The organism is Hydrogenophaga taeniospiralis (genome assembly GCF_020510445.1).
Lineage (GTDB): Bacteria > Pseudomonadota > Gammaproteobacteria > Burkholderiales > Burkholderiaceae_C > Hydrogenophaga.
The window spans coordinates 270,356-287,554 of sequence record NZ_JAHBAG010000001.1; the positions used below are offsets into that span (position 1 = coordinate 270,356).

At 67.8% G+C, this 17,199-nt stretch carries 20 protein-coding genes; 14 read left to right on the forward strand and 6 right to left on the reverse strand.

The features are described from left to right. Positions 1–107: 107 nt before the first annotated feature. The gene (locus tag KIH07_RS01255; protein ID WP_226490222.1) at positions 108–566 is read left to right on the forward strand and encodes a hypothetical protein; all 459 of its coding nucleotides are present in this window, start codon (positions 108–110) and stop codon (positions 564–566) included. A 178-nt stretch (positions 567–744) separates the two neighbouring features. After that, positions 745–1,221 carry a hypothetical protein gene (locus tag KIH07_RS01260; RefSeq protein WP_068174906.1) on the forward strand — a complete coding sequence of 159 codons (477 nt, stop codon included), beginning with the start codon at positions 745–747 and terminating at the stop codon, positions 1,219–1,221. A gap of 11 nt (positions 1,222–1,232) precedes the next feature. Here the strand turns inward: KIH07_RS01260 and KIH07_RS25305 are convergent, their stop codons facing one another. Then, positions 1,233–1,355 carry a hypothetical protein gene (locus KIH07_RS25305; protein WP_264181780.1) on the reverse strand — a complete coding sequence of 41 codons (123 nt, stop codon included), beginning with the start codon at positions 1,353–1,355 and terminating at the stop codon, positions 1,233–1,235. 18 nt (positions 1,356–1,373) lie between these two features. Between KIH07_RS25305 and KIH07_RS01265 the strand changes: the two genes are divergently transcribed. Beyond that, positions 1,374–1,928, forward strand: coding sequence for a hypothetical protein (locus tag KIH07_RS01265; protein ID WP_226490223.1), 555 nt, complete (start codon positions 1,374–1,376; stop codon positions 1,926–1,928). Positions 1,929–1,944: 16 nt separating this feature from the next. Here the strand turns inward: KIH07_RS01265 and recG are convergent, their stop codons facing one another. Then, the gene (gene recG / locus KIH07_RS01270) at positions 1,945–4,167 is read right to left on the reverse strand and encodes an ATP-dependent DNA helicase RecG (protein ID WP_226490224.1); all 2,223 of its coding nucleotides are present in this window, start codon (positions 4,165–4,167) and stop codon (positions 1,945–1,947) included. Between the two features lie 79 nt (positions 4,168–4,246). Between recG and queA the strand changes: the two genes are divergently transcribed. From queA to KIH07_RS01300, 6 genes are all read left to right on the forward strand, one after another. Then, complete coding sequence (gene queA, locus KIH07_RS01275) at positions 4,247–5,371, forward strand: tRNA preQ1(34) S-adenosylmethionine ribosyltransferase-isomerase QueA (protein ID WP_226490225.1); 1,125 nt, start codon at positions 4,247–4,249, stop codon at positions 5,369–5,371. A gap of 85 nt (positions 5,372–5,456) precedes the next feature. Continuing rightward, a complete protein-coding gene (locus KIH07_RS01280; protein WP_226490226.1) occupies positions 5,457–5,612 on the forward strand; it encodes a hypothetical protein in 156 nt (51 codons plus the stop codon). A gap of 96 nt (positions 5,613–5,708) precedes the next feature. Beyond that, positions 5,709–7,001 (forward strand): PQQ-dependent sugar dehydrogenase, encoded by a 1,293-nt coding sequence (locus KIH07_RS01285; RefSeq protein WP_226490227.1) that lies wholly within the window; start codon positions 5,709–5,711, stop codon positions 6,999–7,001. Between the two features lie 136 nt (positions 7,002–7,137). Further along, positions 7,138–7,506 (forward strand): c-type cytochrome, encoded by a 369-nt coding sequence (locus KIH07_RS01290; RefSeq protein ID WP_226490228.1) that lies wholly within the window; start codon positions 7,138–7,140, stop codon positions 7,504–7,506. Positions 7,507–7,637: 131 nt separating this feature from the next. After that, the gene (gene tgt, locus KIH07_RS01295; protein WP_226490229.1) at positions 7,638–8,804 is read left to right on the forward strand and encodes a tRNA guanosine(34) transglycosylase Tgt; all 1,167 of its coding nucleotides are present in this window, start codon (positions 7,638–7,640) and stop codon (positions 8,802–8,804) included. Positions 8,805–8,821: 17 nt separating this feature from the next. Next, on the forward strand, positions 8,822–9,619 hold the full coding sequence (locus tag KIH07_RS01300) for a distant relative of cell wall-associated hydrolase (RefSeq protein ID WP_226490230.1): 798 nt from the start codon (positions 8,822–8,824) through the stop codon (positions 9,617–9,619). 80 nt (positions 9,620–9,699) lie between these two features. Here KIH07_RS01300 and KIH07_RS01305 read toward each other — a convergent pair whose 3' ends face one another. Then, positions 9,700–10,122: a hypothetical protein gene (locus KIH07_RS01305; protein ID WP_226494604.1), complete on the reverse strand. Its 423-nt coding sequence runs from the start codon at positions 10,120–10,122 to the stop codon at positions 9,700–9,702. Between the two features lie 238 nt (positions 10,123–10,360). Here KIH07_RS01305 and KIH07_RS01310 point away from each other — a divergent pair, with 238 nt between their 5' ends. Further along, the gene (locus KIH07_RS01310) at positions 10,361–11,554 is read left to right on the forward strand and encodes an MFS transporter (protein WP_226490231.1); all 1,194 of its coding nucleotides are present in this window, start codon (positions 10,361–10,363) and stop codon (positions 11,552–11,554) included. A gap of 35 nt (positions 11,555–11,589) precedes the next feature. Then, on the forward strand, positions 11,590–12,033 hold the full coding sequence (gene yiaA / locus KIH07_RS01315; RefSeq protein ID WP_226490232.1) for an inner membrane protein YiaA: 444 nt from the start codon (positions 11,590–11,592) through the stop codon (positions 12,031–12,033). Between the two features lie 24 nt (positions 12,034–12,057). On the opposite strand, the gene KIH07_RS01320 is transcribed toward yiaA, so the two are convergent. From KIH07_RS01320 to KIH07_RS01330, 3 genes are read right to left on the reverse strand one after another with little or no spacing between them, the layout of a single operon-like run. Continuing rightward, positions 12,058–13,164, reverse strand: a complete 1,107-nt coding sequence (locus KIH07_RS01320; RefSeq protein ID WP_226490233.1) for a zinc ribbon domain-containing protein — start codon at positions 13,162–13,164, stop codon at positions 12,058–12,060. A gap of 46 nt (positions 13,165–13,210) precedes the next feature. Then, complete coding sequence (locus tag KIH07_RS01325; RefSeq protein WP_226490234.1) at positions 13,211–14,020, reverse strand: DUF2145 domain-containing protein; 810 nt, start codon at positions 14,018–14,020, stop codon at positions 13,211–13,213. A 12-nt stretch (positions 14,021–14,032) separates the two neighbouring features. After that, positions 14,033–14,497: a hypothetical protein gene (locus tag KIH07_RS01330; RefSeq protein ID WP_226494605.1), complete on the reverse strand. Its 465-nt coding sequence runs from the start codon at positions 14,495–14,497 to the stop codon at positions 14,033–14,035. Positions 14,498–14,802: 305 nt separating this feature from the next. Here KIH07_RS01330 and KIH07_RS01335 point away from each other — a divergent pair, with 305 nt between their 5' ends. The 3 genes from KIH07_RS01335 to KIH07_RS01345 all read left to right on the forward strand — a co-directional run bounded on the left by KIH07_RS01335 (position 14,803) and on the right by KIH07_RS01345 (position 17,177). Further along, complete coding sequence (locus KIH07_RS01335) at positions 14,803–16,143, forward strand: type II toxin-antitoxin system HipA family toxin (RefSeq protein ID WP_226494606.1); 1,341 nt, start codon at positions 14,803–14,805, stop codon at positions 16,141–16,143. 5 nt (positions 16,144–16,148) lie between these two features. Then, positions 16,149–16,475: a helix-turn-helix domain-containing protein gene (locus KIH07_RS01340; protein WP_226490235.1), complete on the forward strand. Its 327-nt coding sequence runs from the start codon at positions 16,149–16,151 to the stop codon at positions 16,473–16,475. Between the two features lie 330 nt (positions 16,476–16,805). Next, entirely contained in the window at positions 16,806–17,177 is a 372-nt protein-coding gene (locus tag KIH07_RS01345; RefSeq protein ID WP_226490236.1) for a hypothetical protein, read from the forward strand. Positions 17,178–17,199 lie beyond the last annotated feature (22 nt).

A 17,199-nucleotide genomic window follows, 5' to 3' on the forward strand; every position in this document is an offset into this window, starting at 1 on the left:
TCAACAGGCGTTTGGTGACAAATTGTTATATTGCCGTGCCGCACACGCCCAAAGCCGGGCCGTGGCAACGGCTCCACAACACCAAACCCCTCACGGAGGACATGAACATGAAAAAACACTTCTGGGCGCTCGCCCTCGCCACGCCCCTGCTGCTGAGCGCCTGCGGCGGCGGCAGCGACGCCCCTGCGGACAGCTCTCCGGCCGACAAGTACGTGGGTGTATGGTCCACCCCCTGCGTGGACCTGGGCAATGGATCCTCCGTCTTGCAGGACTGGACATTCACCAAGACCGGCGCGACCAACCTGACCATCGATGCGGACGGCACGGTGCACTCGGGTTCGAGCTGCAGCGGCAAAGGCTCCCCTGGCAACCATGTGCAGGGCTCCATGTCCATCAATGGCCAAACGGCGGGTGCAGACCGGGTGAGCGCCCACTTGGGCGCAACGCAGACCAAGGAGCTCTGGCTGGTGCAGGGCGCAGAAATTCATATGCGATCCACCGGTGCGCGCGATGCCGAAGGCTACCCCACCACCGTGGGCAGTGATTTCGTGATGCGACGCAAATAACCCTGTCACCGAGGGCTGTCAGGTCTTCAAGAATTGGCTTCGACCACCCACCTCGGGAGATGTGTTGTTCGGCCACCGCAAGGTACTGTGCCAGCATGCCCGCAAACACATGCCCGTCGCCGGATCAGCGAAGCGCCACTGAAACAGCTCCACAACATCAACCCTATCAAAGATGAACATGAACACGAAAAAACACTTCTGGGCGCTCGCCCTCGCCACGCCCCTGCTGCTGAGCGCCTGCGGCCCTAGCGGTGATGACCCAGTAGACAGCTCGCCGGCCGGCAAGTACGTGGGCGTCTGGGACATTCCGTGCGAGGCTGACGGGTCGTCGTCAGCCGCGGGCGAAGTCACCCTGAACAAGTCCAACGACAACCTCGTATCCGGGACGCTGACTTTGCGTGTTTTCGCCAATGCAAATTGCTCGGGCGCACCCTCTTCCAGTGAGACACTTCCCGCCTCCTTGACCATTCATGGCACGGGCTCCGTCAGCGGCAAGACGGTCGACAAAGTCACGGCGACGCTCGGCAACGACGCTGAAAAGGACATCCACTACGTCGAGGGCGACCGCTGGTTCGAATCCCCCGAAGGCTCTCCAGTGGATGCCGAAGGGTTCCCGACCACGCTTGACATGAGCCGCGCTACCGTCAGACGTTGATCGTCGGGCCGTCAGGCCTTCAAGAACTCGCTTCGCCCGCCCAACCAGCGGGCGATGTGCTTTTCGGCCATGGCCTTGAGGCGCTCGCGCGCCACGGCCACGGTATCTTTGCGATCAGTCAGCGTCAGGTACATCGGCCATCGCGGCACAACGTGAGCACGTTGCTGAGATTCGGTCTTCTGGCCGACCGTACAAGCGGCGGTAAAAACACCAAACAACCCCTTATGGAGGGCATGAATATGAAAAAACACTTTTGGGCGCTCGCCCTCGCCACGCCCCTGCTGCTGAGCGCCTGCGGCGGCTCTGACGAGACCTCAACAACCGAACCCTATGTTGGCACCTGGCTGAAGTGCAGCCCACCCAGCAACGGTTCCGGCTTGGCGTTAGCGACGCTCTTGACGGTCGAGAAGATCGACAACTCGACGTTGAAGATGACCCCCGTGAGCTACTCCGGCTCCAGCCCCGACTGCAAGGACCTGGGTCTTTCGATCAGACCGTACGTCAGCTACACCTATGTCCTACAGGGCCCGAAGACCATCGGTGATGACGAGGGCGAGAAAGCAGCCATCGTCGAGGGTGTGGGTGCTCCTTTCAAGACCCTGCTGCTGATCAAAGGCGGCAAGCTCTATTTCGGAGACAAAAGCAAGCTCGATGCAGAGGGGTTCCCGGACGCATTTGCCTTCGACGAACCCTGGACCGCTCGGTAAATCCAATCTCGGAGGCTCATGCCTTCAGGTATTCGGCTTTGCTGCCGAGCCAGCGGGCGATGTGCTTTTCGGCCGCCGCCGGGTGCTGCACCAGCATGCGCGCGGCGGCGCCCCGGGCCCAGTCGAGCAGGTGCCCGTCGGTGGCCAGGTCGGCGAAACGCAGCATCGCGGCCCCCGACTGACGGGCACCGAGGAATTCGCCCGGGCCGCGGATCTCCAGGTCGCGCCGCGCGATCTCGAAACCGTCGCTGGTTTCGGCCATGGCCTTGAGGCGCTCGCGCGCGGTTTCGCCCAGGCGCCCGCCCTCGGGTGGCGTGTAGAGCAGCACGCAGGCCGACGCCGCCGCGCCGCGCCCCACCCGGCCACGCAGCTGGTGCAGCTGGCTCAGGCCGAAGCGCTCGGCGTGTTCGATCACCATCAGCGAGGCGTTGGGCACGTCCACGCCGACCTCGATCACCGTGGTGGACACCAGCACGCCCATGTGGCCACTGGTGAACAGCGACATCACCGCCTTCTTCTCGGCCACCGGCATGCGCGAGTGCAGCAGGCCGACCACGGTGCCAGACAACGCGTCACTGAGCTCGGCGTGCGTGGCCGTCGCGTTCGACAGATCGAGCGCCTCGCTCTCTTCGATCAGCGGGCAGACCCAGTACACCTGCCGGCCCTGCGCCACCTGGGCACGGATGCGTTCGATCACCTCGTGGCGGCGCTGGTCGGACACGACCTTGGTGACGATGGGCGTGCGCCCGGGGGGCAGTTCGTCGATGGTGGAGACGTCGAGGTCGGCGTAGTAGCTCATGGCCAAGGTCCGAGGGATCGGGGTGGCCGTCATCATCAGCAGGTGGGGCTCCTGTTCGAGGGGCCCTCGACCAGGCTCAGGACAGGCTTCGACAAGCTCAGCCCGAACGGGATCACCGGCAGGCGAAGTACCGGGCAGCGTCTCAGCCAACCCAACCTCCGTTCGCCCTGAGCCTGTCGAAGGGCTCGCCGAGCCTGGCCCCATCTTGGATCTCAATGCCAGCCGCTGCGCCACCCCAAACCGGTGCTGCTCGTCGATGATGGCCAGCGCCAGGTTCTGGAACACCACCTGGTCCTGGATCACGGCGTGTGTGCCCACCACCAGCGCGGCCTCGCCGCTGGCGATCAGCGCCAGCATCTCGCTGCGCTGTTTTTTCTTCTGGCTGCCGGTGAGCCAGGCCACACGTTGGCCCAAGGGCGCGAGCAGCGGCTCCAGCCAGCCGACGAGTTTGGCGAAATGCTGCTCGGCCAGGATCTCGGTGGGCGCCATCAGCGCGCACTGCCAGCCCGAGTCGATGGCGATGGCGGCGGCCAGCGCGGCCACCACCGTCTTGCCCGAGCCCACGTCGCCCTGCAGCAGGCGGTGCATGGGCACGGGGCGGGCCAGGTCGCGCGCGATCTCCTCGCCCACGCGGCGCTGCGCCCCGGTCAAGGCGAACGGCAGCACCGCGAGCAGCTGTTCGTGCAAACCACCCGGCACCGCGCGCAGCGTGGGCGCGCGCAGGGCATCGCGCTCGCGTTTGGCCGTCAGCTGCGACAGCTGCTGGGCCAGCAGTTCTTCGGCCTTCAGGCGCTGCCAGGCCGGGTGGCTGCGGTCTTCCAGCGCGTCGAGCGACACGTCCGGCCCCGGGTGGTGCAGGTAGCGCAGGGCGTCGCGCAGCGTCCAGGTGCCGTGCACCACCGCCTTCAAGCCGTCCAGCAACTCGGGGGGCAGGGTTTCGCTCAGGTCGGCGCGCGCCAGCCCGCTGGCCACCACCTTGCGCAGGTAGGCCTGGGGCAGTTGAGCGCTGGTCGGATACACCGGCGTGAGCGCATCGGGCAGTTCACCGCCGGCCGCGTGAAACGCCGGGTGCACCATGGTGCGGCCCATGAAGCCGCCACGCACTTCGCCGCGCACCCGCACCCGCGCGCCCACGGCCAGCGCCTTCTGGTGCGAGGGGTAGAAGCTGAAGAAGCGCAGGGTGCAGGTGTCCGAGCCGTCGTCCAGCGTCACCAGCAGTTGGCGGCGCGGGCGCAGACTAACCTCGCTGTGCGTGACCGTGCCCTCCACCTGCACCGTCTGGCCGTCGCGCGCATCGGCCAGCCGCACCACGCGGGTTTCGTCTTCGTAGCGCAGCGGCAGGTGCAGCGCCAGATCGATGTCGCGCGTGAGCCCCAGCTTGTGCAGGGCTTTCTGCGGGGCAGAAAGCGCCTTGGCGGGGGCGGGCTTGGCGTCGGGCATGGGACAATTCTGCCTGTCTTTTTATCCACCCCTTTCCCGACTTCCACTTGGAACGGGCCTTGTCCGGCCCTCAAGCAGCATGAATCCTTCCACGTCTCCATCGGCCCGCGCATTCACCGTCGCCGACTTCGATTTCCAGCTTCCCGACGAACTCATCGCCCAGCACCCCGCCGCCGAACGCAGCGCTTCGCGCCTGCTCGACGGCACGGGAGCGCAACCGGTGGACCGCATCTTTCGCGAACTGCCGGGGCTGCTGCAGCCCGGCGACTTGCTGGTGTTCAACGACACACAGGTCGTGAAGGCCCGGCTGTTCGGCGAGAAGGCCTCGGGGGGCAAGTTCGAGATCCTGATCGAGCGCGTGCTGCTGCCGCACGAGGCACTGGACGGCTCGGGGCAGGAGGTGGTGGCCCACATCCGCGTGAGCAAGAAGCCACAACCCGGTGGCCTGCTGCACCTGGCCGGTGGACTCAAGGGCGGCGGCTTCGACGCCGTCTTCCTCGGCCGCTGGCCCGACGAACAGGGACAGCTCTTCCGCCTGCGTCTGCAAGGCCCAGCCGGCGAAACGCCCTACGAGCTGATGGCGCGCCACGGCCACGTTCCGCTGCCGCCCTACATCACCCACGCGGACGACGCCGACGACGAGCGCCGCTACCAGACCGTGTTTGCCCGCGTGCCCGGCGCCGTGGCCGCGCCCACGGCTGCGCTGCACTTTGACGAAGGCGTGTTGGCCGCGCTCGAAGCGCGCGGCGTGCGGCGCGCCAACGTGACGCTGCACGTGGGCGCGGGCACCTTCGCCCCCATGAAAACCGAGCGCATCGAAGAACACGTGATGCACCACGAGCGCTACGCGATCCCGCCCGAGACCCTGCGGGCCATCGCCGACTGCCGCGCGCGCGGCGGGCGCGTGGTGGCGGTGGGCACCACGACCGTGCGCACGCTGGAGAGCTGGGCGCGCTCGGGCGAGACCACGGGCGACACCAACATCTTCATCACCCCGGGTTTTCGGTTTCGGGTGGTGGACGTGCTGGTGACCAACTTCCACCTGCCCAAGAGCACGCTGATGATGCTGGTGAGCGCCTTCACCGGCCACGAACACGTGATGGCGCTCTACCGCCACGCGGTGGCGCAGGGTTACCGCTTCTTCAGCTATGGCGACGCGATGCTGCTGCACAAAACACCGGTGCCTGGCCAGTCCACTCTGTAACATTTGCTGGCATTTTTCTCAGGTTCGTAACGAGCCCACCCGGCACAATCGCCCCCCAACATCCCAACCCGCACCGAGTGGCCACGTGATCGAAATCTTTCTCCGCCTGGGCCTGGCCCTGATCGTTTCGCTCGGACTGGCCGTGCTGCTGGCCTGGGGCTGGGACAGCTCGGAACGCAGCGCGGCGGGCGACGAAACGATCCAGCTCAGCGCCGACACTCCCCTCGCGCCGAAGCGCTGAGCCAGCCCCCACGCGCCGGCTCCCTAAAATCGGCCGATGCGCTCCCCAGGGCTCCCGGCCCATCCGCTTCCTCTCCACCCGCACGCCCCCGGCCCCATGCCAGCCCCGAGCGCAGGCAACGCATGGTGGCGGGTTGGCCTGTGGCGCACCCTGGCCGGGGTCGCCCTGGCTGGCCTGGGTCTGACGCCCCTGGCCCAGGCCGCCCCCACACCGCTCTACACCCCGCAAGGCCAGTGCGCCGGCCACCCCGGCGTGGCGCTCACCGTGCCGCCGGGCTGGTGCGTGGGCCTGGTGGCCGACGCCCGCGACGGCCTGCGCATGCCGCGGCGCCTGTTGGAGGTGGCGCCGGGCCGGTTCTGGATCGTGGACATGGGCAGCTGGGAGCCGCGCCGGGGCCGGCTGCTCGAACTGCGCAGCGCCGGCCAGCCCGGCGAACCCGGGCGGCTGCGCACCCTGGCCAGCGGGCTGGACCGGCCGCACGCCCTGGTGCGCGGGCCCGACGGCAAGATCTACGTCGGCGAGGCCGGCAGCATCTGGCGCACGCCCGTGGGCGAGACGGTGCAGCGCGAAGACCTGATCACCGGCCTGCCCGCCGACGGCGCGCACCCGCTCAAGGAACTCGCGTTTGGCGCCGACGGCCGGCTCTATATCAATATGGGGTCCATCACCGACGCCTGCCGCGACGAACAGCAGCGCCAACCTCAGCCCTGCCCCGAAACCGCGGGCACGCGGCCGCGCGCGGCGGTGTACGAAGCGGTGCTCGGCGGTCCCGGCTTCACGCTGCAATCGCTGCGGCCTTACGCCACCGGCTTGCGCAACTCGCTGGGGCTGGCCGTGGTGCCGGCCCGGGGGCGCCAGCCGGCGCGGCTCTGGCAGGCCGAGAACTCGGTGGACTACAGCGACGCCCAGGCCCCGGCCGAAGAGCTCAACGAACTGGTGGACGGCGCGCATTTCGGCTGGCCGTACTGCGTGAGCGACGCGCGGGCGCGCAGCGTGGTCGCCCGCGGCTACGAAGGCCGGGCGCGCTGCAGCGGCCCCACGCACCGCCCGCCGCACCAGGCCTGGCCCGCGCACGTGGCGCCGCTGCAGTTGCTGCTGGTGCCACCGGCGGGCGCCGGGCAGGCGGCGACGCCCTGGAGCGGGCGGCTGCTGGCGGTCTGGCACGGCTACCGCGCCCAGGGCCAGCGCATCGTGGCCTGGCGGCTGGGCGCCGACGGCCGGCCGCAGGGTCCGCGCGAGGACCTCGTCTCGGGCTGGTCGGCCGCACCGGGCCTGCGCCCGCTGGGCAACCCGGCCGGCGCCACGGTGGACGCGCAGGGCCGCCTGTGGGTGGTGGAAGACCGCAACCACACCGTGCTGGTGGTGGCCCCGGCCCCGGCCGCGCGCTGACGGCGCCCGTCGCGCCGGCGCGGCGCGACTGTTTCGGATTGAGACGGACACCGCGCGCCTTGACAAAGATCAATCCCGCGCCGGATCCGGCTGCTAGCCTGAAAACATTCCCAGCAAACCCACGGAGAAATGCCCCATGAACCGCCTCTTGATCGCACTGACCACCGCGCTGCTCGCTGCCCAGGCCTGGGCCGCTCCCGGTGACGACCAAATCCTGAAACTCGCCACCAACGCGGGCTGCATGACCTGCCACCACATCGAACCCGGCGGCAAAGGCCCGAACGGCCTGCCCCCCATCGGCCCGGCCTGGCGCGAGGTCGCCGCCAAATACAAGAGCCAGAAAGGTGCCCAGCAGCAGCTCACCGCCACCGTGATGGCCGGCTCCAGCCCCTACGAGAGCCACTGGAAGGGCAAGGTCAGCGGCCTGGCCATGCCACCCAACAAGGTGGTGGTGTCCGAGGTCGATGCCGCCAAGCTGGTGGCCTGGATCCTGGCGCTGGAGTGACCCCCTGCGCCGCTGACGCGGCTTCCCCCTGGAAGGGGGGCCGCGCTGGCGGCCCGGCGAAGCCGGTTCCTCGGCGTGTGCTGAAACAGACACCGGCTTTCCCGCCTGAGCACTCGGCGACAATCGCCCCCATGCTCCAGTTCGACCTGCTCAAGACCGAAGGCCACGCGCGCCGTGGCCGCCTCACGCTCAACCACGGCGTGGTGGAAACCCCCATCTTCATGCCCGTGGGCACCTACGGCACGGTCAAGGGCGTCATGCCCTCCAGCCTGGAAGACATGGGCGCCCAGATCATCCTGGGCAACACCTTTCACCTCTGGATGCGGCCTGGCCGCGAGGTCATGGCCAGCTTCGGCGGCCTGCACGCCTTCGAGCAGTGGCACAAGCCCATCCTCACCGACTCGGGCGGCTTCCAGGTCTGGTCGCTTGGCGCCATGCGCAAGATCACCGAAGAAGGCGTGCACTTCGCGTCGCCGGTGAACGGCGACAAGCTGTTCATGTCGCCCGAGGTCAGCATGCAGATCCAGACCGGGCTGAACAGCGACATCGTGATGCAGCTCGACGAGTGCACGCCGTACGAGACCAACGGCCACCTCACCACCGAGGCCGAGGCGCGCAAGAGCATGGAGATGAGCCGGCGCTGGGCCGTGCGCTCCAAGGACGAATTCGCGCGGCTGGAAAATCCCAACGCGCTGTTCGGCATCGTGCAGGGCGGCATGTTCGAACACCTGCGCCAGGAGTCGCTGGAAGCGCTGGTCGAGATGGACTTCCCCGGCTACGCCATCGGCGGCGTGAGCGTGGGCGAGCCCAAGGAACAGATGCTGCAGATCATGGCGCACACGCCGCACCGCCTGCCCGCGCACAAGCCGCGCTACCTGATGGGCGTGGGCACGCCCGAAGACCTGGTGCAGGGCGTGGCCGACGGCGTGGACATGTTCGACTGCGTCATGCCCACGCGCAACGCGCGCAATGGCACGCTGTTCACCCGCTTCGGCGATCTGAAGATCCGCAACGCCCGCCACAAGACCGACCACCAGCCGCTGGACAGCACCTGCACCTGCTACGCCTGCGCGGGCAAGAGCGGCGTGAGCTGGGACGCCGGCGGGCGCGATGGTTTCAGCCGCGCCTACCTGCACCACCTGGACCGCTGCGGCGAAATGTTGAGCCCCATGCTCGCCACCGTGCACAACCTGCACTACTACCTGAACCTCATGCGCGAGGTGCGCGAGGCGCTGGACGCCGGGCGCTTCGAGGCCTTCCGCGCGCAGTTCAAGGCCGACCGGGCGCGCGGCGTCTGAGACCTGCGGTGACGAGGATGCTCGCCGCCATTGCGCGCCTGCTGGCCGCTGCGTCCAGCGGATTGATCGTGGCCGGCTGCGCCACCCAGGTGGACTTCGCGCCCGTACCCGGCCAACCCGCCTTGCGTGTGCAGCAGCGCCTGCTGCTCACACCGAGCAACGGCGGGTTGCGCATCACCCCCGAAGACCTGCGCCCGGGTGACATCGTGCTCAGTTCGACCCACAGCGTGGTGTCCATGGGTGTGCGCCTGATCACGCTGGCGCCCGTGAGCCACGCCGCGCTCTACCTGGGCGATGGCACCTTCGTCGAAGCGGTCGGTGCGGGCGTGCGCACACGCAGCACGCAGGAATACATGGACGGCGAATCCACCATCGTGGCCTTCCGCCACCCGGGCATTGCCGAGCCCCAGGTGGACGCGCTCAACGCGTTCTCCCGCCTGCACGTGGGCAAGAAATACAACACCGCCGGCATCGTTCTGCAGGCGCCGTTCAGCATCGGGCGGCAGTACTGCGAGCTGCCGCTGATCCCCGGCCTGGTGCGGGATTTCTGCATCCGCGGACTGGCCGCCGTGCAACTCGGCGCCCTCAAGAACGACCGCTTCTTCTGCTCGCAGTTCGTGCTCGAAGCCTACCGCCACGCCCGGCTGCCACTCACCACCGCCGACCCCAGGCTCATCAGCCCGGCCGACCTGCTGCACATGCGCGAAGGCGATGTGCCCTCGGTGCGCACCGAGCAGGCTCTGTTGTATGTCGGGCACCTCAAGTCCGGGCCGGTAGCGGTGGAGGCCGAGGTCGCATCCCGGCAACCGGACTGAACCCAGCGCCGGGCCACCCCAAGCCGGATTCACCCCCCCCTTGGGAGGCAGCGACCTGCGCAGCGGCGGAGCGTGGGAGGTCAATTCCCGACGTGCATCGTGAACATCGCACCGGTGTTCAAACGACAAGTCCCCGAGCCCAACGTGGCCGAGTTCATCGTGTACTGGCAGCTCAGGTAGCTCCCTCGGTTGCCTGCGCCGTTGGCCACGCCATCGCGTGACGAACCGGCCTTGCGCGTGGCCTCGCCCGTGAACGTTTCACCGTTGATGGAGGTGTTGAAACTGCCACGCCCGTGCAGATCGTTCGTCACCGTGGCGTTGACGACGCCGTAAGCGCTGGCCAGATCGTTGGCCGGGTAGAGGCGGGCCGGAAAGGTCAGGGGCAGCGCGGGCGCAGCGACCACTGCGGCATGGGGCGGCGGCACCGCCTGCCCGGTGCGTGGGTCGATCGGCACGACATAACAACCCGCCAATGTGGCGACCGTGGCGGCCAAGCCCAACACAGCCACCCCGCGACGGGTGAAACGAGCAGCAGAAAAGACATCCATAGGGATCCTCAAGGCCCAAGCACATGCTTGTGTCGCGATCCTCGCCAGCGTCGACAAAGAAGTATCGATTTCCGGACAAAGGATCAATACGTTAAACCTTGAGTCGATCCGAACGGTACTTTGAGCCTGGAAACGAGGGTGGCAGTCGGCCTCGAGACCATGCGCCGCCCGGTTTTCCGCCTAGAGTTCGGCCATGACACAGCCCGTCGTCCCCCGCCACATCCTGCCCGTGCTGGTGACGGCGCAGTTCGCCGGCACGTCCCTCTGGTTCGCGGTCAACGCGGTCATGCCCGACCTGCAGCGCGAGCTGGGCTGGCCGGCCCGTGCGGTGGGGCCGCTCACGTCTTCGCTGCAGTTCGGTTTCATCGTCGGCACCCTGGTCTTTGCCTTGCTTGCGATCGCCGACCGCTTCGCGCCGCGGCGGGTGTTCCTGTTCTGCGCGCTCGCGGGCGCGGCCTGCACCGTGGGTGCGTGGGCCATGGTCACGCACTACGAGGCCTTGCTGGCCTGGCGGTTTCTCACTGGCGTCTTCCTCGCCGGCATCTACCCCGTAGGCATGAAGATCGCTGCGCAGTGGTACTCCAAGGGTCTGGGCGCTGCGCTCGGCCTGCTGATCGGCGCGCTGGTGCTGGGCTCGGCCAGCGCCCACGCGCTGCGCGCGCTGAGCGGCGCCCTGCCCTGGCCCACGCTGATGCTCGGGGTGGCCGCGCTCGCGGCAGCGGGTGGTCTGCTGCTGTTTTTCGGCACCAGCGACCCGCCGCACGCGCAGGCCCGCGTGACCACGTTGCAGTGGCGCGCGCTCGGCACGCTCTGGACCGACGGCCGTGTGCGCGCCTCGGTGCTGGGCTACTTCGGCCACATGTGGGAGCTCTACACCATGTGGGTCATGGTGCCGCTGGTGCTGGCCACCCGGCTGCAGGGTGCCGATCTGTCGTGGGCCGCGTTCTGGGTGCTGGGCGCGGGCGCGATCGGCTGCGCCGGCGGCGGCTGGGTGGCGCAACACTGGGGCAGCGCGCGTGTGGCGGCGGCGCAGCTCGCCACGAGCGGCCTGTGTTGCCTGGCCACGCCCTTCGTCATCGATGCATCCGCGCCGCTGTTCTATGGCTGGCTCGTGCTCTGGGGCATCACCGTCTCGGGCGACTCGCCGCAGTTCTCCACCCTCACCGCTCGCAACGCGCCGCCGCAGGCCGTGGGCAGCGTGCTCACGCTCACCAACAGCATCGGTTTCGGCATCTCCATCGCAAGCATCCTGCTGTTCGTCTCGCTGACCGAAACCACCCGCTTGGGCGCGCTGCTGCCGTGGCTGGCCGTGGGCCCGGCGCTGGGCCTGTGGGCGATGGCGAGGCTGGTGCGCGAGGAGCGACAAAAAGTAACAGGCTTCCGGTAAAGTCCGGCCACCAACAACCACCCTGGAGGATTCCCATGCCCGCTCCCGCCTATGTCGCTCAACGCCCCACCGGCGCCTTCATCGGAGCCTCCTGGGCCGCCTTGCTGCTCGGTGCCGTGGTCTACCTCTTGGGTCTGTGGAACGCCCAGATGCTGCTCAACGAAAAAGGCTACTACTTCACGCTGCTGATGTACGGCCTGTTCTCCGCCGTGTCGCTGCAGAAGTCGGTGCGTGACCGCATCGAGGGCATCCCCGTCACCGGCATCTACTACGGCCTGTGCTGGGTGTCGCTGGGCCTGTCGGTGTCGCTGCTGACCGTGGGCCTGTGGAACGCGACGCTGGCCGCCAGCGAAAAAGGCTTCTACGCCATGGCCTTCCTGCTGGCGCTGTTCGGCGCGGTCGCGGTGCAGAAGAACATCCGCGACGTGGCGCAGTTCCGCAGCGCCCACCCCGAGATCGACGGCGCAGCGGCCGAATAAACCTTCCCAGCCGCTGCACTGACTTCAGGCGGCTGCAGCGCCGTCGGGTTCCTGCGGCGGCAGGCCCGCCATGGCTTTCGTCGGCTCAGCCACCGGCTCCTTCGCCGACGCCCCACACGAGAAGCAGTAGCGCGCAAACGCGTTCTTGCGCGTGCTGCAGTGCCCGCAGTGGTCGAACAGGCACAGGCCGCAGTGCGGGCAGAAGTCGGTCTTGCCGTCCTTCATGTCCACCGTGCGCTCGCAGCCCGGGCAGATGTTTTTCGTCATGCGCGCCTGCGCCTGGTCGTAGTCCATCTCGCGCTGGCGCGTCTGGGCCGGCTGCGCCTCGGCGAGCTTCTGCCGCTCCAGGTAGCGCTGCAGTGCCTGGATCGCGTAACGCCCGCCGATCACCGTGAGCACGATGCCGACGATGTAGCGCACATAGCCGCCGTAGCTCGGCAGGTAGGGCACCAGCTCCACGAAAAACGCGAACAGCGCGAAGAAGATGAAGCCCCACACAAAGGGCCACGACGAGCCCTTGCGGTGCTTCTTGAACAGGTAGCCCGCCAGCGCCAGCAGCGGCAGCGTGAGCGCCAAGCGGTAGCCGAACACGCGCAGTTCCTGCGCGCGCTGCTCGTCCACATAGGTGCTGCGGGCCGCGTCTTCGAGGGTGCGCAACTCGGCCTGCGCACGCTGCTGCGCCTGGCGCGCGTCCAGCGCGACCTGCTGCTGCTTTTCCACGGCCGTCAACGCGCTGCGCTCGGCCTGCCGCAGGCCGTCGAGTTCGCGCGTGCGCTGCAAGACCTCTTCGTCCTGCTCCGCGCGTTGCGTCACGCGGCGTGTGGCCAGCCAGTTGTCGAAGGTTTCGCGCGCGGCGCGGTTGTCGGCGCGCGCGGTCTGCAGCTTGAGCTGCGCCTGGTCCAGTGCGGCCTGCGCCTCTTCGGCGGTGCGCTCGGCGGTCTTGATGGACTCTTTGAGCACGGGCGTGCGCTGCGGGTCCATGAAGTCTTCGAGCGAGCGGGTCTGCTCCACCTGCGGCAGGTCGCCCACGATGGTGCTGCCCAGCCCGGTCAGGAACCACGCAAACAGAAACGCCACCAGCCACAGGCCGCGGTGGAACCACTTTTCAGACAGACGCAGGGTCTTGCTCATGTTGTTTCCCTCAGAAGCTGTTGGTTGGGGGCCATTGTGAACCCGCTCACAGCGCCACCCGCTGCGCTGACGAGCCCAGGCCGGTGCGCGCCAGCCAGTCGAGCACCGAGTCCACCGTCACGGTCTCGATGCGGTCGGAAAAGCGCTTGTCATTCGGGTGGTCGTCGAAGCGGATGTGCGCGGAGCTCGCGCTCGCGCCCAGCCGCGTGAGCGCGCCCAGGCGCAGCGTGCTCGGCTGGTAACCCTTGAAGCCCAGCCAGGCCTGCGCCTGCGCGCGGCTCGTGACGCCCGGCTCGGCCGCCATCGCCATCGTCTCCAGCGCCCACTGGTTCGACTGCTGGTAGCGCGTGCCCCAGGCGTAGGCCACCATGTTGTAGTCGCGCTGATGCAGGCGCAGGCTGCGCGCAGGGTCCGTCAACAGCTTGAGCAGCGGCGCCTGCAGCTGCGGCGCAGGCACCGACCACACCGCCTCGTGCCGCCACAGGTCGTCCAGAAAAAACTCGCCCAGACCCTGGCGATAGATCGAACCGGTGCCGGTGCCGCACTGGTTGAGCTTGTGCAACACGCGCCACGGCCCCTCGGCCGTTTTGTAGGCCCAGCCCAGGTGCGAGTAGCGCAGCTGGTACTTGCCCAGGTCCTGCCCCGCGCGGCCCAGCACCACCACGCGTGCGCCGCTGCGGGCGAACTCCGCGTCCAGCGCCTGCACCGTCTGCTGCGCCAACGCCAGACCCTGCGTCAGCGTCTGCGGCGTCATGGGCCGCTGCTCACAGGAGCGGCCAGCGTGCGCGGTGGGCGCCATCAGCAGCGCCGCGGCCAGGGCCAGTGCGGTGGGAATCGCTTGCAACGTCTTGTTCATGGTGACCTTCTATTAATAGGTGATGCGCTCGTTGTGGAGAAGAGCGCGCCCTATCTCGTTGGGGATGAAGCACAGCACCTCGCCCGCCGCCGAGAGCAGCACGCCCGTGCCGATCACGCTCACCGCCACCGCCGTTCCCACGCTCGCCGCCACGCCAGAAGCCGCGCGCCCCGTCAGCTCCACACTGGCCCGCGCGCCGTCGGACGCCCGCTCCAGCACGATCACCGTGCCGCGCGCCGACACCTCAACCGTTTTCACCACCAGCACCGCGCCACTCACCGTGAGCGCCACCGGCAGCGCACTCACCGCCACCGCGCCCGCCGCGGCGCTGCCCGCCACACCCACCACTGAGGCCACCGGCAAAGCCGAGAGCACCAGCGAAGCCTCGCTCTGCGCCCGCGCCGGGCCGGCGGCCAAAGCAAGCGCCAGGCCCATCGCACCGCACACCCGAAGAGGCCAGGCGCTGATCTCGCGCATCACGGAAAAAGGAGAACGGTTGCTGCTTGCCATGTGAAACCTCGTGAGGTTGTTGAAGATGGCGCGGATGGTGCGGGCCGGCACCGGGGACACAGGCCGGATTTATCCACCGGGATCGGAAGAGCCGCCTTCGAGGCTCGTTATTCGGTACTTTTGGCCGCTTACCTCATGGCCCCACAACACCGAGAAACCGTCGATCCTCGAAAAGAGGGTTGTCGTTCACAGCCCTTCAAACCACCATTCACACAGAAAACCATATAAATAACATCACAATATCCAGCTATTTTTGATAGTATTTCGTGCAAATGGTCGGAACCTGCACACTCCAACTCCATGCCCACGGCGCCTGGCACGACGTGGCCAGCGTGCGCCTGCGCGGCCCGGAGAACGAAGGCTGGAAGGCCAAAACCTACTCGGGCTATGCGGTCGAGTGGGCGTTTGAGCACTCGGGCGCGACCGACGCGCACGCCCTGTGCGCCCAATGGCCGGTGGGCCTGGCGCCGCTGCAGGCACCGCACTGGCCGGTGTTCCTCATCGACATGCTGCCGCAGGGCTTTGGCCGGCAAGAGCTGCTGCGGCGCATCGGCCAGTCGGCCACCGCTGGCACCGTGGCCGACTGGAAACTGCTGCTGGCCGGGGCGGGCAACCCCATCGGCCACCTGCGCGTCAAGGAAGCCGCCGAGTGGCTGGGCGCCAACGCCGGCGCCGTGCGCGGTTTCACCGACGACGAAGTGGCGCAGCGTGGTGACGAATTTTCCGAGTACCTGGCCTCACACGGCCTCTTTGTGGCGGGTTCGTCTGGCGTGCAGGGCGAGTGGCCCAAGGTGCTGCTCACAAGGGCCGACGACGGGCTGCTGTACCTGGACCACACGCTGCCCGACGAGCGCGCGGTGCAGCATTTCATCGTCAAGTTCGGGCGCGGCACCGACCCGCAGCTCGCCAGCATCCTGCGGCACGAAGCGCCCTACATGGGCATCGCCCAACAGCTCGGCCTGCGCGTGCACGCGCCCCTGGTGCTGCGCGAGCGCGCGCTGTTCATCCCCCGGTTTGACCGCCAGACAGATCGACGGAACCACGCCGGCGCCGTGACCCGCCTCGCGCAAGAGAGCATCGCCACCCTCACGGGCATGCCCGGCTTCGAGACCGTGCCCAGCCACGACCAGGTCTGCCTGGAGTTGATGCGGCATTGCACCGACCCACAAAGCGAGGTGCTGGAATACCTGAAACGCGATGTCGCCAACCTCGCCCTGGGCAACAAAGACAACCACGCCCGCAACACCGCCGTGCAGCGCGACTTCAACGGCCGCATCGCCCTCACCCCGCTGTACGACTTTGCCCCCATGGTCTTGCACCCCGACGGCATCGCGCGGCGCATCCGCTGGAAAGACAACGACGGCGGCCAGCCCGACTGGGGCCGCGTGCTCGACCGCGTCGGCGAGCTGAGCGCGCAGGTGCAGAAAGAACGCCGCAAAAAAGGCCCTGGCCCGGTGCAACGCGCACCCCTGGTCGAAGGGTTGAAAGCCATGGCGCCCGTGCTGGCGCGCATTGCCGCCGAGGGCGAAACCATGGGCCTGGAATCCGAGCTGCTCCAGCTCCTGCGCCCCGGCATCGTGGCCCGCGCCCAAGAACTCGCCGCACTGGCCTGAACACCATGGACAAGCGCTACAACACCCTCAGCATCGCGCAGCAACTGGACCTGCGCCAACAGGCCGTGGAAGACGTGCTCGCGCACCCGGAATGGTCGCTGCCGCAAGCCGTGCGGCACCTGAAAAAGACCATGCGCCTGACCACCGCCGAAATGGCCAAGCTCTCCGGCATCGCCTACCGGACCATGCAAGACATCGAGCAAGAGCGCAGCGAAGGCAGCGTGCAAACCATGAACCGCATCTTCGGCATGCTGGGGCTCAAGCTGGGTGTGGCGCGGGTGGTTCGGGAGGTGGGAGAGGGCTCTCTTGATCAGGGTTCGGGTGAGGACTGAAGGTGTGGCGATTTGCACACAGGTCTCGAGGTTGCTCTGTGCGCACCGCATGGGCGGACGTGGCGGTAAGTCCCCTCTTGAACCAAAACCGTCGAATATTGACGCGGTTGATTTCTGAGTGCATGGCGACTTGGGTTCAACCCATGTTCCAAAATGGGCAGCGGCCAAGCCGAAACAGCACTTTCCTCTGCGCGCGGCGCAGGCCACCGGTCAAGGTGGGCATCATCCATTGGGGGTATGTCGATGGGGTGCAGCACCATGGAACGCTTGATGCCTGCCTGCCCTGCACGTACCCTGAGACCTTCTTTGACCACCCCTTCGGAGGTTTCCATGCGTGCACCGTTGTCCGTGTTGCTCTTGCCACTGTCAGCCATGGCCCAGAGCGCCATGCCCACCGAATTCCCGGCCGATACGGTGGTGCTCGCCGCGGATGTGCTCCAGCTGCGCATGGCGGGCAAGGTCTACAAGGCCAAGCTGACGGACGGCGCCACCTGGCGCCTGGAATACAAAAGCAACGGCTACATCTTCCTGAACACCGGTTCCGGCTTCAGCGACAGTGGCAAGTGGTCTGTCAAAGGCGAACAACTGTGCTCCGAGTGGACCCGTGCTCCCTCGGGCTGCTCGGAAACCCGGGCCAACAACGAGGCGATCTACATCAAGCGCAGCTCCACGGGCGAGGTGGTGGCTTTGCGCCCCGATTGACGCAGTGGCCGGCCAGACTCCG

Excerpts from the sequence above, each read along its gene's own strand:
- KIH07_RS01300 (WP_226490230.1), top strand. The coding sequence starts at position 8,822 with ATGCTCGCCGCCATTGCGCGCCTGCTGGCCGCTGCGTCCAGCGGATTG.
- KIH07_RS01260 (WP_068174906.1), top strand. The coding sequence starts at position 745 with ATGAACACGAAAAAACACTTCTGGGCGCTCGCCCTCGCCACGCCCCTG.
- KIH07_RS01285 (WP_226490227.1), top strand. The coding sequence starts at position 5,709 with ATGCCAGCCCCGAGCGCAGGCAACGCATGGTGGCGGGTTGGCCTGTGG.
- KIH07_RS25305 (WP_264181780.1), bottom strand. The coding sequence starts at position 1,355 with ATGTACCTGACGCTGACTGATCGCAAAGATACCGTGGCCGTGGCGCGC.
- KIH07_RS01330 (WP_226494605.1), bottom strand. The coding sequence starts at position 14,497 with ATGCGCGAGATCAGCGCCTGGCCTCTTCGGGTGTGCGGTGCGATGGGC.
- KIH07_RS01335 (WP_226494606.1), top strand. The coding sequence starts at position 14,803 with ATGGTCGGAACCTGCACACTCCAACTCCATGCCCACGGCGCCTGGCAC.
- yiaA (WP_226490232.1), top strand. The coding sequence starts at position 11,590 with ATGCCCGCTCCCGCCTATGTCGCTCAACGCCCCACCGGCGCCTTCATC.
- KIH07_RS01290 (WP_226490228.1), top strand. The coding sequence starts at position 7,138 with ATGAACCGCCTCTTGATCGCACTGACCACCGCGCTGCTCGCTGCCCAG.
- KIH07_RS01255 (WP_226490222.1), top strand. The coding sequence starts at position 108 with ATGAAAAAACACTTCTGGGCGCTCGCCCTCGCCACGCCCCTGCTGCTG.
- KIH07_RS01325 (WP_226490234.1), bottom strand. The coding sequence starts at position 14,020 with ATGAACAAGACGTTGCAAGCGATTCCCACCGCACTGGCCCTGGCCGCG.
- KIH07_RS01310 (WP_226490231.1), top strand. The coding sequence starts at position 10,361 with ATGACACAGCCCGTCGTCCCCCGCCACATCCTGCCCGTGCTGGTGACG.
- queA (WP_226490225.1), top strand. The coding sequence starts at position 4,247 with ATGAATCCTTCCACGTCTCCATCGGCCCGCGCATTCACCGTCGCCGAC.
- KIH07_RS01320 (WP_226490233.1), bottom strand. The coding sequence starts at position 13,164 with ATGAGCAAGACCCTGCGTCTGTCTGAAAAGTGGTTCCACCGCGGCCTG.
- recG (WP_226490224.1), bottom strand. The coding sequence starts at position 4,167 with ATGCCCGACGCCAAGCCCGCCCCCGCCAAGGCGCTTTCTGCCCCGCAG.
- KIH07_RS01340 (WP_226490235.1), top strand. The coding sequence starts at position 16,149 with ATGGACAAGCGCTACAACACCCTCAGCATCGCGCAGCAACTGGACCTG.
- KIH07_RS01345 (WP_226490236.1), top strand. The coding sequence starts at position 16,806 with ATGCGTGCACCGTTGTCCGTGTTGCTCTTGCCACTGTCAGCCATGGCC.
- tgt (WP_226490229.1), top strand. The coding sequence starts at position 7,638 with ATGCTCCAGTTCGACCTGCTCAAGACCGAAGGCCACGCGCGCCGTGGC.